Genomic DNA, 13893 nt, shown 5'->3' with positions numbered 1-13893 from the left:
CATGGCTTTTCCGGTCCGGGCGACCTACCGGTTACAGCTGCGTGGTGAGTCCAGCGGATTCGGGTTCACCTTCGCCGACGCCGAGAACCTGCTGGATTACCTCGACGACCTCGGTGTCTCGCATCTGTACCTGTCGCCCATCCTGACCGCGACCCGGGGGTCCAGCCATGGATACGACGTCACCGACCCGACGACCGTGTCGCCGGAGCTGGGCGGCCCCGAGGGCCTGGCGCGGCTGTCGGCGGCGGCCCGCGCGCGCGGCATGGGCCTGGTCGTCGACATCGTGCCCAACCACGTCGGCATCGACAGACCCGAGCAGAACGCGTGGTGGTGGGACGTGCTGCGGCACGGCCGGTCCTCACCGTACGCGGCATTCTTCGACATCGACTGGGACGTAGACGACGGGCGAATCGTCTTGCCGCTGTTGGGTTCCGACGACGATACCGGCGACCTGACCGTCGACAGGGAGCTGCTGCGGCTGGGCGAGCTGGCCTTGCCCATCGCTCCCGGCACCGGGGAGGGCACCGGACCGGAGGTGCACGATCGCCAGAACTACCGGTTGGTCGGCTGGCGAAACGGGGTCTGCGGGTATCGCCGCTTCTTTTCGATCACGTCGCTGGCCGGGCTGCGGCAGGAAGACCGCGCGGTGTTCGAGGCCAGCCACGCCGAAGTCGCCCGCTGGTTCGACGAGGGTCTGATCGACGGCGTGCGCATCGACCATCCCGACGGATTGTCCGATCCGTGTGGATATTTGGCGTGGCTGCGCGACCTCGTCGGCCCGGACGCCTGGATCGTGATCGAAAAGATTCTCGCCGTCGACGAGGCGCTGGAGCCCACGCTGCCGGTGGCCGGCACCACCGGCTACGACGCCCTGCGTGAGGTGGGCGGGGTCTTCATCGACCCGGCCGGAGCGCCTGCTCTGACCGCGCTGGTCGAATCGGCCGGCACCGACTATCGCGCGATGCCGGAACTGTTGCGCGACCTCAAGATCCATGCGGCCACCGACACCCTGGCCAGCGAACTGGATAGGCTGCGGCGGTCCATCGCGGCCGCGGCCGGAACCGATCATCCGCTGCTGCCCGAGGCGGTGGCTAGCCTGCTCAGCCACATCGGGGTGTACCGCTGCGATTACCCCGGCCTGGCCGCGGTCCTGCCCACCGCGCTGGCCGAAACCCAGGCGGCGGCACCGCAATTGGGGCCAGCGCTGCAGGTGATCGCCGCCGCGCTGGCCGCTGGCGGCGAACCCGCCACCCGCCTGCAGCAGCTGTGCGGAGCGGTGACCGCCAAGGCCAGCGAGGACTGCCTGTTCTACCGCGACGCCCGGCTGGTGTCGCTGAACGAGGTGGGCGGCGAGCCGCGCCGGTTCGGCGTGAGCGCCGCCGAATTCCACCACCGCGCCGCCACCCGCGCCAGGATGTGGCCACGCGCGATGACCACGCTGACCACTCACGACACCAAGCGCGGCGAGGACGTGCGGGCCCGCATCGGCGTGCTCTCGCAGGTGCCGTCGCTGTGGACCGAGTTCCTTGCCCGCTGGGAAATCGAGGCCCCCTCCCCGGAACCCACGACCGGACGATTCCTGTGGCAGAACATCTTCGGCGTCTGGCCGGTGAGCGGCGAGGTCACCAACGACCTGCGCGGTCGGCTGCACGGGTACGCCGAGAAGGCGATCCGGGAGGCCGGCCTGCACACCTCGTGGAACGAGCCGGACCCCGCCTTCGAGGAGGCGGTGCACCGCTGGCTGGACACCGTGCTCGACGGGCCCGTGGCGCCCGCGCTGACCGAGCTTGTCGCCCAACTCAATCCGCACGCCGCGAGTGACGCACTGGGTCAGAAGCTGCTCGCCCTGACGGCGTCCGGCGTCCCCGACATCTACCAGGGCACCGAGCTGTGGGACGACAGCCTGGTGGATCCGGACAACCGCCGCGCGGTCGACTACGCAGCCCGCAGGGACGCGCTGAGAGAGTTGCGGCACCCGAAGATGCGCGTAGTCACCACGGCGCTTCGGCTGCGGCGTTCCCGTCCCGACAGCTTTGTCGGCGGCCGATACATTCCAGTCCTGGCCGACGGGGATGCCAACGAGCACGTGCTGGCCTTCCGCCGGGGCGAGGACATTCTGGTCGCAGTGACCCGCTGGACCGTGCGGCTGGCCGAAAAAGGTTGGGGCAACACCGTGCTGCCGCTGCCCGATGGGACATGGACCGACAGGCTTACCGGCGCCGTTGCAGACGGCCCGACGTCGGCCGCCGAATTGTTCGCGGACCTGCCCGTCGTCCTGCTGGAGCGCCATCATGACTGAATTCCGCGTCTGGGCGCCCACACCGAAGGAGGTGCGCCTCGACCTAAACGGCCCAGACGGCGAGGCGCATGCGATGACGCGCTCGGGTGACGGCTGGTGGCACACGTCGGTCGATACCGCGCCGGACGCCAGGTACGGATTCGTGCTCGACGACGACCCAACCGTCCTGCCCGACCCGCGATCCCCTCGCCAACCGGACGGGGTGCACGCACGCTCTCAGCTGTGGGACGCTTCGGCCGCGGCCTGGACCGACGACGCCTGGCCCGGCCGTTCCGTTGAAGGCGCGGTGATCTACGAGCTGCACCTCGGCACCTTCACCCGCGACGGCACCTTCGACTCCGCCGCCGAAAGGCTGGACTACCTCGCCGATCTCGGTGTCGACTTCGTCGAGCTGATGCCCGTCAATTCCTTTGCCGGCACGCACGGCTGGGGCTACGACGGCGTGTTGTGGTACAGCGTGCACGAACCCTACGGCGGGCCCGACGGCCTGGTGCGCTTCGTCGACGCCTGCCATGCCCGCGGTCTGGGGGTGTTGATCGACGCGGTGTTCAACCACTTCGGCCCGTCGGGCAACTACCTGCCCCGCTTCGGCCCCTATCTCTCGTCCGCGAGCAACCCGTGGGGAGAAGGCATCAACATCGCCGACGCCGACTCCGACGAGGTGCGCCGCTACATCATCGGATGCGCGCTGCGCTGGATGCGCGACTTCCATGCCGACGGCCTGCGGCTCGACGCGGTGCACGCGCTGGTGGACACCACGGCCGTCCATATCCTCGAGGAACTCGCCACCGAAACCGACTGGCTGGCAAGGCAGCTGGGCCGCCCCCTGTCGCTCGTCGCCGAAAGCGATCTCAACGACCCGCGCCTGATCACGCCCCGCGACCGCAACGGATACGGCATCACCGCGCAATGGAATGACGATATCCACCATGCGATCCACACCGCGGTATCCGGCGAGCGGCAGGGCTACTACGCCGACTTCGGCTCGCTGGCCACGCTGGCAGAAACCCTGCGCCACGGGTACTTCCACGCCGGCACCTACTCGTCGTTCCGCCGGCGCCGCCACGGGCGGCCGCTGGACACCTCTGAGGCGTCCGGCATCCCCGCGACCAGGCTGCTCGCCTATACCTGCACCCACGATCAGGTGGGCAACCGCGCGCTCGGCGATCGCCCGTCACAGCGACTCACCGGCGGCCAGCTGGCCATCAAGGCGGCCCTGGTGCTCGGGTCTCCCTACACCGCAATGCTTTTCATGGGCGAGGAATGGGGCGCGTCGACGCCGTTCCAGTTTTTCAGTTCACACCCCGAACCGGAGCTGGCCCGGGCCACCGCGGAGGGCCGTAAAGCCGAGTTCGCGGAACACGGCTGGGACGCCTCGACGAAAGGGGAGATACCCGACCCCCAGGACCCGCAGACGTTTCTGCGCTCGAAGGTGAATTGGGACGAGGCCGGCTCCGGCGAGCATGCCCGCTTGCTGCGCCTCTATCGCGACCTGATCGCCCTGCGCCGCACCGAGCCCGACCTGGCCGATCCCTGGCTGGATCACCTCGCCGTCGACTACGACGAGGAGCAGGCCTGGATTGTGTTGCGCCGCGGCCGGTTACGCATCGCATGCAACCTGGGTGCCGAGCCGGTGACGGTACCGCTAACCGGTGACGTCGTGCTGGCGTGGGGTGAGCCGACGGTCGGTGGGGAAACCACAGAGCTGCCGGCGCATTCGTTTGCCATTCTGCGGGTCGCCGGGTAGCCGTCAAACGGGTTCGTCGTCGTCTTGGCCACGCAGGAATCGTTCGGGGTGATGAAACGCGTTGGTTCTGGGCTGGCCGCGATCTAAGTGCGGCGGCGGTATCCACTCGGTGTGGCCTCGTGCGTTGGTGCGGGTGGTCCAGCCCTTTTCGACGAGCCGGTTATCGGGGCCGCAGGCCAAGGTGAGGTCATCGATGTCGGTGCGGCGCGTTCTGGCCCAGCCGCGGACATGATGCACCTGGCTGTGGTAGGCCGGTGCGTCGCAGCCCGGCCTCGTGCACCCACGATCCCTGGCGTAGAGCATGATTCGCTGCGCGGGGGAGGCCAACCGTTTGGTGTGATGCAGCGCCAGCGGCTTGGCCCGGTCGAAAATCGCCAGATAGTGATGGGCGTGGCCGGCCATGCGGATCACGTCCGACATCGGCACCAACGTTCCCCCACCGGTGAGCGCCTTGCCGGCGGCGGCCTCCAGATCCTGCAGCGTGGTCGTCACCACGATCGACACCGGCAGCCCGTTGTGCTGACCCAACTCGCCCGAGGCGAACAGGGCGCGCAGTCCGGCCAGGAATGCGTCGTGGTTGCGCTGTGCTTGGGATCGGGTATCGCGGCGTACCGCATCCTCATCGGGTGCATCGTCGACCACCGGGGTGTCGTCGTCAGGGTTGCAGGCGCCCGGGGCGGCCAGCTTGGCCAACATGGCCTCGATCGCCGCCCGCAACTCCGGTGTCACCAGGCCGCTCAGGCGTGACATGCCGTCGAATTCCTGCCTGCCCAAGGTGATGCCGCGCTTGCGGGCGCGTTCGGCGTCGCTGAACTCCCCGTCGGGGTGCAGCCAATCCATGATCCGCTGCGCGTATTTCGCTAACTCATCGGGGCGATAGTGGCTGGCCTGCTCGGCCAAATCGGCCTCGGCGGCCTCGCGGGTGCACAGATCCACCTCGGCGGGCAGATGGGCGAAGAAGTCGCGGATCACCTTCACATGCCCGTCACCGATGCGCCCCTGGCGCTGAGCGGTCGCGGTCGCGCTCAATCGCGGCGCCAACGGCTCCCCGGTCAGCGCCCGCCGCGGCCCGAGATCTTGGGCTTCGGCGATGCGCCGCGCCGCCTCGGCCTTCGTGATGCGCAGCCGGTCGGCCAGCGCCGAGCGCAGCGGGCCACCCAATTCTTCCGGACCGGCTTGGGCGCCAAGCTGATTGATCAAGGTGTGCTGCGGGGCACGCAGCCGGCGGGCCGCCGATTCGAGGCTTTCCAGGGCCCGCAATCGTTCCGGGGTGGTCAACACGTCAAAAGACAACTTGCCCAGACGCTCCAGGTCGGTCTTGAGCGCGTCGAAGACCTCGACGATCTCCTCGCGACTACTCGAACCCATGCCCCAAACACTACGAAGCCCCACCGACAAGATTCCCCGCTTTGTGACCACTGAAGCGAAAGTGGCACAAGGGATTACACACTGGACCGTCCGGTTCCACGCACCGCCGCGGCGACGGCGTCGGCAAGCGGTTCGATCTCGTCGGCACCCAGGTCCGCGATCGTGATGCGCATGCCCGGCCCGGTGCGAATGCGAAACCGCGTGCCCGGCGCCGCCGCCCAGCCCGCGCCCAGCAGCCCGGTGATCGCGACGGTCTCGTCCGGGACCGGGATCCACACGTTCAGCCCGGACCGGCCGAAAGCGGTGACCCCCCGCTCGGCCAGGGCGGTGCGCAAGCGCGTGCGCGTGGACGCGTATCGCCGTTCGGCCTCGCCAATGAGCCGGGTCGCGGCCTCGTCCGACCACAGGCCGACCGCCATCCCCTGCAGAATGTGGCTTACCCAGCCGGGCCCGAGCCGCAGCCGGCCGTGTACCCGCTCGACGGTGCGGTGGTCGCCGGCCAGGACGGCTACCCGTAGGTCAGGGCCGTACGCCTTGGAGGCCGAGCGCACGAAGGCCCACCGAGTGGTCGACCCGGCCAGGGTGTGCAGCGGGGCGCCGGAGATGCCGGCGCAATGATCGTCCTCGACCAGCAGGGTGTCGGATCGGTCGGCCAGCACGCCGCGCAGCGCGTCCGCGCGATCCGCCGATAGCGCCGCGCCCGTCGGGTTCTGCGCACGATTGGTGAGCACCAGCGCGCGCAATCCACGATCCAGCGCCCGGGCGACGTCGGCGACCAGCGGCCCGTCGTCGTCGACCCGCATCGGCTCGGCTGAAAGCCCCAGCGCCGCAAGCAGATCCAACAGGTTGGCCCAGCCGGGATCCTCGACGGCCACCCGGTCGCCCGGGCGCAGGTGCGCGGTCAGCGCGCGCTCGATGCCGTCCAGCGCACCGCTGGTCACGGCGAGATGTTCGGCCGGAACGCCGTCGGCGCCCAACGCCGCGCGGGCGTGGTCGACCAGATCGGGCGACATCGCCGGCTCGCCGTAGAGCACCGGCCGGACGACGGGAGCGGGGGCCGCCGCGATGGGCAGCAGGTCGGGGTCCGGGTTGCCGGTCGACAGATCGCGGACCCCGGCGGGAACGTCGAGCCCGAGCAGGGAGCGCGGGGTGGTTGCGGGGCGGTGGCGCACCCGCGTGCCACGCCGGCCCGCGGTCTCGACGGCACCACGATCGCGCAGCAGTCGGTAGGCCGCGGCGGCGGTATTCGGGTTCACACCGAGCCGGGCGGCCAGGTCCCGGATCGGCGGCAGGGCGTCGCCGGGCGTCAACCTGCCCGTCGAGATCGCCTCTTCCACGTCGGCGGCTATGGATTCCGCGCCCGACCCCGCTATGCTGTATTGCACTGGCACAGTTGATATTATGTACTATTACAATTGCAGAGGCAATCCATTGGACTACAGCCCCACCCCGCGCACCACGCCCACCCGCTACCGGGAACGCGCCCGCTACGACCGCGACACCGTGCACCGGATCCTGGACGAGTCCCTGATCTGTCACCTCGGCTACCTCAGCGCCGGGCGGCCGGTGGTCTTGCCCACGACGCATGCCCGCCACGGCGAAACCCTCTACCTGCACGGTTCCACCGGCAGCGGCCCCATGCTGGCCGCCATAGCGGTCAATGGATCGTCGGGGCTGCCCGTCTGCGTCACCGCCACGCTCGTCGACGGGCTGGTGCTGGCCCGCTCGGCGCTACACCACTCACTCATGTATCGCTCGGTCGTCGTGATGGGCGATGCGCGGGTGGTCGACGATCCGGAGGAGAAGCGGCGGGCGCTGGCATCGCTACTCGATCACATCGCGCCGGGGCGCGCCGCGGACTGCAGGCCCCCGAACGCGCGCGAGCTCGCCGCGACCTCGGTGCTCGCGCTCGACCTCGTCGAGGTGTCCGCCAAAGTGCGCAGCGGCGGGCCCGCCGACGAGCCGGAGGATTTGACGCTGCCGCACTGGGCCGGAGTGCTGCCGCTGAGCCTGTCGGCCGGAAAGCCGGTTCCGGACGACGACCTTGATCCCGCTACCCCGGTGCCGCCGTACCTGGCGGCCTACTCGCGCTAGCCGCCGGTCTACAGCAGGTATCGGTATGCGGGCGAATCGGGCTGGAGGGTTTCGACGTGGATGTCGGTCGCCCGAATCCGGGCCAGCAGGCCGTCGAGGTCCGCAGACGAGCCCAGCTGGATGCCGACCAGCGCCTCACCGGTCTCGCGGTTGTTGCGCTTGACGTACTCGAACAAGGTGATGTCGTCGTTGGGCCCGAGCACCTCGTCGAGGAACCGGCGCAGCGCCCCGGGCTCCTGCGGGAAGTCGACCAGGAAGTAGTGCTTGAGGCCGAGGTGCACCAGCGAGCGCTCGAGCACCTCGCCGTAGCGCGAGACGTCGTTGTTGCCGCCCGAGATCAGGCACACCACCGTGGAGCCCGGCTCGACGTCGGCTTCCAGCAGGCCCGCCACCGACAGGGCGCCGGCCGGCTCGGCGATGATGCCCTCGTTCTGATAGAGGTCGAGCATCGCGGTGCACACCGCACCCTCGTCGACCGTCGTGATCGACACCATGTCGCCGGCGGCGGCCAGCGCGGCGTAGGTGAGCGTTCCCGCCCGCTTGACCGCGGCGCCGTCGACGAACTGGTCGACGTGGTCCAGCGTCACCGGCTCGCCGGCGGCCAGCGCGGCCATCATCGCGGCGGCGCCGGCGGGCTCGATGCCCAACACCGCGGTGTTCGCCGTCCGCTCGGCCAGGTATGTGGTGATGCCCGCGATGCAACCGCCGCCGCCGACCGGGACCACCACCAGGTCGGGCTCCCCAACACCAAATGTGTCGAGTTGCGAAAGCAGCTCGACGGCGATGGTGCCCTGGCCGGCGATAGTGCGCAGATCGTCGTACGGCGGCACCAGCGTGGCGCCGGTGCTCTCCACGTCGGCCAGTGCCGCCTCGGCGGCCAGGTCGTAGGTCCGGCCCCCGATGATCAGCTCGATGAACTCCCCGCCGTGGTAGCGGATCCGGTCCAGCTTTTGCCGGGGCGTCTTCGCCGGGACGTAGACGCGGCCGCGCACACCTAGCGCCCGGCACGCGTATGCGAAGCCCTGCGCGTGGTTACCCGCCGACGAGCACACCACGCCGGCCGCCGTCTCCTCGGCGGACAGCTGCACCAGCAGGTTGTAGGCGCCGCGCAGCTTGTAGGAGCGCACGGTTTGCAGGTCTTCGCGCTTCAGGTAGACCTGCGCGCCAGTGATCGCCGAGAGCCGATCACTGCGCTGCAACGGGGTGGGCGTGACCACCGGCGCGATCCGCTTGGCCGCGGCGTCGATGTCGGCCGCGGACAGCGGCGACTCGCTCGGGCTCTGACTCAGTTCAGCGGACACCGGTCAATCGTGCCATGTCGCGCCCTCAACCTGCGAAAGCGGCTCAATTCACCGGCGTCAGCACGAACACCGGAATCTGGCGGTCGGTCTTTTTCTGGTACTCGGCGTAGTCGGGCCAGGCCTCGACGGCACGCTTCCACCAGGTGGCTTTTTCCTCGCCGAACACCTCGCGGGCGTCGTAGTCGCGGGTGACGGCGCCGTCCTGCAGCTCGACGCGCGGGTTCTTGACGATGTTGTGGTACCAGACCGGGTTCTTCGGGGCCCCGCCGAGCGACGCGACGACGGCGTACTCGCCGTTGTGCTCGACCCGCATCAACGGGGTCTTGCGGAGTTTGCCGGTCTTGGCTCCGACGGTGGTCAGCAGAATGATGGGCTTGCCCTTCATGTCCGCCGCGTCCTGTCCGCCGGATTCGGCGTACTTGTCGGCTTGTTCGCGGGACCAATCCCATGGGCTGGGTGCGTATTCACCTGAAAGCGGCATGTCCCTCACCTTACGGCTGAACATTACGGCTGAACGAAGGGACGCAAATGACGCCGGGTCTGGTGATCCGGTGCGCCGGCCTCGCCGTCGCGGTGCCGGCCCTTCGTGTAGTCGCCTTCCCAATTCAGTCGCTCGCCCGCGGCGACGTCCGCCTCCGCCTGGATTCGCCCCGCGTCGTCGCGGGAGCGAAGGAAGAGCTCGTGCTTGCGCCGCAGCTCCTCGTCGGACTCGATGTGCCGAAGCTCCGGGGCGAATTCCTCCAGCTCGGCGCGGCGCTGCGGAACGATCATGCCGATCGGCTCGTCGACCTCGAACCGGACCGGCATCAGCTTGCGGGTGAATTTCCAGCTCATGCTGAAACTCGCACTCGCCCAGTCGGTTTCGACGACGCCCTCCAACGGGGACACGGCGTCCTTCGGATAGTTCGCCGGCCCGCGGACCAACAGGTTATAGCCGGGCGGAGTGCGAAACAGCATGGGCAGATGCCAGGTCAGGATGCCGTTACCGAAATGACTGGACGGCAGGAACTGGCCGGGCTCGCGACTATCGGGTGCGACCAGCACGTCCACGCCGCCCTGATCCATCCAGGTGGCGGTGAACGCGCACGGATTGCGCAGCTCCCAACCGCTCTGGTTGGCGATGAGCATGGGCAGACACCGGCTGGGCCAACCGATCCGCTGCTCCGACATCTCCGACATCCACGTCCGGGTGATCGGCGCCGGGCCGATCGGGGGTGTGTTGTCCCGGGTGATGAACCCGATCAGCGGGCGGCCCTGCGCGTCGGACTTGTCAGACGTTGGAATCCCTCCCCTACAAGCACGCGCAGTTTAGCGCGGAGGGCTCCTTAGCGGGTCCTGGCCAGCTCGGCGATGGCATTGACCCGCCGGATGGCCGTCGCGATCTCGTCGGCGAACTGCCGCCGCCGCTCGGCGATGTCCGGGTATTCGAAGCCGTCCACCAACTCGCGATGCCGCGCCAGGCGCAACGCGGTCTTGAACAACTCCATCGACCTCGACTCGGCGCTGGCGATGCGGCGCTGCAGCTCCCACTGCTTGCCCACCTCGAGGCACTCGGTGAGGAACGCCTGCTCGTCGAACGACTCGTCCTCGTGGGAGGCCAGCCGGTCGGCGACGATGTGGTACGCGTCCAGGAAGGGGCGCAGCACCAGATGTGCGAGCAGCAGGTCCGCCCGCTCCAGCAGCCGCCGCACCTGGGCCGCGCTCGCGGGCTTGGTGGTGTCTTCCACCGGCCCGATCAGCCGTACCTCGTCGGCGAGGTCCTTCTCGAACTGCGCGCGGGCCGAGAACAAGAACTCGAACTTGAGCAGCTCGCGAAGGCTCAGCGCCTCGTCGCGCACGGAGGCCGGTGCGACCAAGCCGTCTTCCGACATTTCCCCCGAAGTTTCACAAGCGGCCAGCAGCGCGGTCTCGGCGATGGCGCGGTCGACGAGGATGTGGATGGCGGTGTTGCGGTAGAACGCCGCGACCAGGTGCTGGTCCTCGCCGATGCCCCAGACCGGTTCGGTGCCCGCGTCATAGACGCTGACGACGCCGGAGGCCACCAGTTGGTGCAGGGTCCACCGGATCGTGGAGCGGTTCGTCAGGTCCGCGGCGCCGGCCACCGCCCAGTTCCGCGCCGCGATGTAGCTCGCCAGGGGCCGCACGGTGGCCAGCACCTCGCTGATGGACAGCGAGCGGTCCGCACCCAGCAGGGCGAGGCTCACCACCGCGGTGGGCGTGACCGGCGTGGCGCGGTTGATCCGGTGCTCGACGTCCAGCGCGATCCGTTCGATCTCCGTCCCGGCGCCGGATTCCTCGGCGCGCAATTCCTCCAGGCGCTTGCGCAGCGGCAGCGGTTCGCCGAAATCCAGGTAGGCGCGGCCCAGCCGCTCCCCTTGCTGCCGGGCCAGCCGGATCAGGAAGCGGAAGTCCTCAGGCCGCTTCGTCGCGCCATAGGCCTCGGTGGTCATGGCCTCCACCTCGTGCAGCTGGTCATACACGATGGAGGTCGGCACCAAATACACCTCGGGGCCGTCGATTTCGTCGACCGCGTCGCTGATGTAGCGCAGGATTCCGAACACCGGGGGCCGCAGCTTGCCGGTCCGGGTCCGGCCGCCTTCGATCGACCAGGTCAGGTTGGCGTGGTTCTGCACAAGCTGCGCGGTGTAGGCGCGCAGCACGAACCGGTAGACGGGAATGTCTTTGGTCTGGCGCCGGATGAAGATCGTCCCGGTGCGTTTGGCCCAGGCGCCCATCGGAAAGAAGTTGAGGTTCGCGCCGCCGAAGGTCAGCGCGGGCGAGAGCCGGTTGGCCTGGATCATCTCCGGCAGCAGCGTTCCGTCGAGATAGGAGCGATGCGAAAACGCAAACGCCAGAGTCGCTTTGCGATCCAGCTTGCGCAGCGCCGCGATCTGATCCTCGTCGACGAGAACGTCGTAGGCCCGCATCAGCCACCGACCGAATCCGCGCCAGGCACTCACCGCCCGCTCGTCCAGCGAGGCCGACATCTCGCGCAGGTAGCCCGCGGCCTCGGCGCGCACACCGGCCGGGTCGCGGCCGAGTTCGTCGGCCAGCTTGTCGAGCCGCTCGACATACCACGGCGCGGCCAACAGCTGAACGACCTCGGCCACATCCGTCGACAACGGCGTCGCCGATTCTTCGAGTATTCCAGTGCGTTGCAACACCTTTCGCGCTCCGACGCGGCCGAGCTCGCGAGCCGTCGCCATCCGTCCCCCGCTCACGCCGGTTGCACCGTTGCGGCCACGGAGGGATCGCGGGGCTCGTGGACCTCCGGAGGTGGGTCGGGTGCGTACAGTTCCTCGATCTCGGCGGCGTACTTGGCCATGATCGGCTTGCGCTTCAGCTTCATCGTCAGCGTGATCTCGTCACCGCCGGGCTCCCACAACGTCGGCAGCACCCGGAAGCGCTTGATCTGTTCGACCCGCGAAAGTTTGGCGTTGCCCGCGGCCACCCCGGCGGCGATCCGGGCGATGACCTCCGGGTGGGCCGCCAGGGCTTCGGGCGAGGCGTCGGAAAGCCCATGCTGAGCGGCGTACGGGCCGACCGATTCGGCGTCGAAGACCATCAGCGCGGCGTTGTACGGCCGCCCGTCGCCGATCGTGATCATCGCGCCGACCATCGGGCAGGCGGCCAGGATGGCGTTCTCAATGTTGGCCGGGGACATGTTCTTTCCGGCCGCGTTGATGATCAACTCCTTCTTGCGGTCCACGATGCGCAGGTAGCCGTCGTCGTCGACCTCGAGGATGTCGCCGGTGTGCAGCCAGCCCTCGGCGTCGATCGCCTCGGCGGTCTTCGCGGGTTCCCTGCGGTAGCCCTTCATCACCAGCGGGCCGCGGATCAAGTACTCGCCGTCCTCGGCGATCTTGCCCTCCAGCCCCGGCAGCAGCTTGCCGACGGTGCCCAGCCGGGCGACGCTCGGATGGCTCACGCTGGCAACACAACTCAGCTCCGACATCCCCCACAGCTCGGCGATCGGAATGCCGATGCCGAGGAAGAACGCCAGCGTCTCCTTGGGTATCGGGGCGGCGCCGGACACCGCCCAGCGCAGCTCGCCGAAGCCGAGCCGTTCGCGCAGCTTCGACAGCACCAGCTCGTCGGCCTTGGCCCACTCGGCGGCGACGTCGTCGGGCATGGGTTGACCGGCCAGTTCGGCGTCGGCGCGCTTGGCCGCCACCGACATCGCCCACTGCAACGCCTGCCGCTTGACTTCGTCGGTCTCGTGGTCGACGGTGAACTCGATTGCGGCCTTGAGCTTTTCCCACACCCGCGGCACGGCGCCCCACACCGTGGGCCGCGCGTCGGGCAGCGCGGCGGCGATGGCCCGCACGTCGGAGATCACCGTCACCCGGGCGCCGAACGCCTCCAGCCCGTAGAGCGCCATCACCCTGTCGGCGATGTGCGCCGACGGCAGGAACGACGTGACCCGCTCGCCGAACCCGACCGGCAGGACGGTGTAAAGGGCGAACAGCTCGAACAGCAGATTGATGTGGGTCATCTCCACGCCCTTGGGATTTCCGGTGGTCCCCGAGGTGTAGATCAGCGTGGCGACGTCGTCGGGCCGCACCGCCCGCCAGGTGGACTCGAAGTCGAAATCGGCTGGCGCGGCGGCATACAGCTCGTCCACCGAGATGGTGCCGGGCGGCGAACCGTCGATGCAGACGATATGCTCGATGTCCGCGCCGCTGGCGCGAATGCGGTCCACGTACTGCTCCTCGCAGATCGCGACTTTGGTGCCGGCGTTGCCGAACAGATATGTGAGCTGCTCGGCGGGCAGCGTGTTGTACACGGAAAACGAAGTGGCACCGACGTGTTGGGCGCCGATTTCGAGCGGATAGAACTCGATCCGGTTGGCCATCATCAGCGAGACCGTGTCGCCGCGCCGAACTCCCAGACCCGCCAGGCCCGCGGCGACCTTGCGCACCTGCTTCGCCAGCTCGCGCCACGTCAACGTCTGGGTGTCGCCCGGCGTGCGCAGCGCGACGGCGTCGGGATCGATCGACGCGGTGCGCTGGAACGCCTCGCACAGGGTGGCCGGACGCTCGGGTGTCGTCATGTGCGTTCTCCTTTTGCGTCGGCGCTGCCCT

10 protein-coding genes are annotated in these 13893 nt (G+C 69.0%); 3 read left to right on the top strand and 7 right to left on the bottom strand.

Annotation, left to right across the window (positions count from 1 at the left end):
• Position 1 precedes the first annotated feature (1 nt).
• Both treY and treZ read left to right on the top strand, forming a co-directional pair.
• The gene (treY, locus tag A5745_RS22745) at positions 2-2299 is read left to right on the top strand and encodes a malto-oligosyltrehalose synthase (protein WP_076119105.1); all 2298 of its coding nucleotides are present in this window, start codon (positions 2-4) and stop codon (positions 2297-2299) included.
• Complete coding sequence (treZ, locus tag A5745_RS22740; protein ID WP_076119103.1) at positions 2292-4046, top strand: malto-oligosyltrehalose trehalohydrolase; 1755 nt, start codon at positions 2292-2294, stop codon at positions 4044-4046. Before treY ends, treZ begins: the two co-directional genes overlap by 8 nt.
• A gap of 3 nt (positions 4047-4049) precedes the next feature.
• On the opposite strand, the gene A5745_RS22735 is transcribed toward treZ, so the two are convergent.
• Together A5745_RS22735 and A5745_RS22730 are read right to left on the bottom strand one after the other, a co-directional pair.
• A complete protein-coding gene (locus A5745_RS22735; RefSeq protein ID WP_083663028.1) occupies positions 4050-5414 on the bottom strand; it encodes an HNH endonuclease signature motif containing protein in 1365 nt (454 codons plus the stop codon).
• 74 nt (positions 5415-5488) lie between these two features.
• Positions 5489-6805 carry an aminotransferase class I/II-fold pyridoxal phosphate-dependent enzyme gene (locus A5745_RS22730; RefSeq protein WP_076119099.1) on the bottom strand — a complete coding sequence of 439 codons (1317 nt, stop codon included), beginning with the start codon at positions 6803-6805 and terminating at the stop codon, positions 5489-5491.
• A 10-nt stretch (positions 6806-6815) separates the two neighbouring features.
• Here A5745_RS22730 and A5745_RS22725 point away from each other — a divergent pair, with 10 nt between their 5' ends.
• Positions 6816-7508 (top strand): pyridoxamine 5'-phosphate oxidase family protein, encoded by a 693-nt coding sequence (locus tag A5745_RS22725; protein WP_076119097.1) that lies wholly within the window; start codon positions 6816-6818, stop codon positions 7506-7508.
• A gap of 8 nt (positions 7509-7516) precedes the next feature.
• Here A5745_RS22725 and ilvA read toward each other — a convergent pair whose 3' ends face one another.
• From ilvA to fadD11, 5 genes are read right to left on the bottom strand one after another with little or no spacing between them, the layout of a single operon-like run.
• Positions 7517-8809, bottom strand: coding sequence for a threonine ammonia-lyase (gene ilvA / locus A5745_RS22720; RefSeq protein WP_076119095.1), 1293 nt, complete (start codon positions 8807-8809; stop codon positions 7517-7519).
• A gap of 43 nt (positions 8810-8852) precedes the next feature.
• Positions 8853-9290, bottom strand: coding sequence for a nitroreductase family deazaflavin-dependent oxidoreductase (locus A5745_RS22715; RefSeq protein WP_076119093.1), 438 nt, complete (start codon positions 9288-9290; stop codon positions 8853-8855).
• A gap of 23 nt (positions 9291-9313) precedes the next feature.
• Entirely contained in the window at positions 9314-10093 is a 780-nt protein-coding gene (locus tag A5745_RS22710; protein WP_076119091.1) for a DUF6065 family protein, read from the bottom strand.
• 41 nt (positions 10094-10134) lie between these two features.
• On the bottom strand, positions 10135-12015 hold the full coding sequence (locus tag A5745_RS22705) for a lysophospholipid acyltransferase (RefSeq protein WP_139329759.1): 1881 nt from the start codon (positions 12013-12015) through the stop codon (positions 10135-10137).
• An 11-nt stretch (positions 12016-12026) separates the two neighbouring features.
• Complete coding sequence (gene fadD11, locus A5745_RS22700; RefSeq protein WP_076119087.1) at positions 12027-13862, bottom strand: fatty acid--CoA ligase FadD11; 1836 nt, start codon at positions 13860-13862, stop codon at positions 12027-12029.
• Positions 13863-13893 lie beyond the last annotated feature (31 nt).

It is taken from the genome of Mycobacterium sp. IS-2888 (genome assembly GCF_001954215.1).
In the GTDB taxonomy this organism is placed as follows: domain Bacteria; phylum Actinomycetota; class Actinomycetes; order Mycobacteriales; family Mycobacteriaceae; genus Mycobacterium.
This window is presented reverse-complemented; position numbering and strand designations above follow the sequence as displayed.

Bases quoted from the DNA above. Each gene is read 5' to 3' on its own strand.
- treY (WP_076119105.1), top strand. From the start codon at position 2: ATGGCTTTTCCGGTCCGGGCGACCTACCGGTTACAGCTGCGTGGTGAG.
- treZ (WP_076119103.1), top strand. From the start codon at position 2,292: ATGACTGAATTCCGCGTCTGGGCGCCCACACCGAAGGAGGTGCGCCTC.
- A5745_RS22735 (WP_083663028.1), bottom strand. From the start codon at position 5,414: ATGGGTTCGAGTAGTCGCGAGGAGATCGTCGAGGTCTTCGACGCGCTC.
- A5745_RS22725 (WP_076119097.1), top strand. From the start codon at position 6,816: ATGTACTATTACAATTGCAGAGGCAATCCATTGGACTACAGCCCCACC.
- A5745_RS22715 (WP_076119093.1), bottom strand. From the start codon at position 9,290: ATGCCGCTTTCAGGTGAATACGCACCCAGCCCATGGGATTGGTCCCGC.
- A5745_RS22705 (WP_139329759.1), bottom strand. From the start codon at position 12,015: ATGGCGACGGCTCGCGAGCTCGGCCGCGTCGGAGCGCGAAAGGTGTTG.
- fadD11 (WP_076119087.1), bottom strand. From the start codon at position 13,862: ATGACGACACCCGAGCGTCCGGCCACCCTGTGCGAGGCGTTCCAGCGC.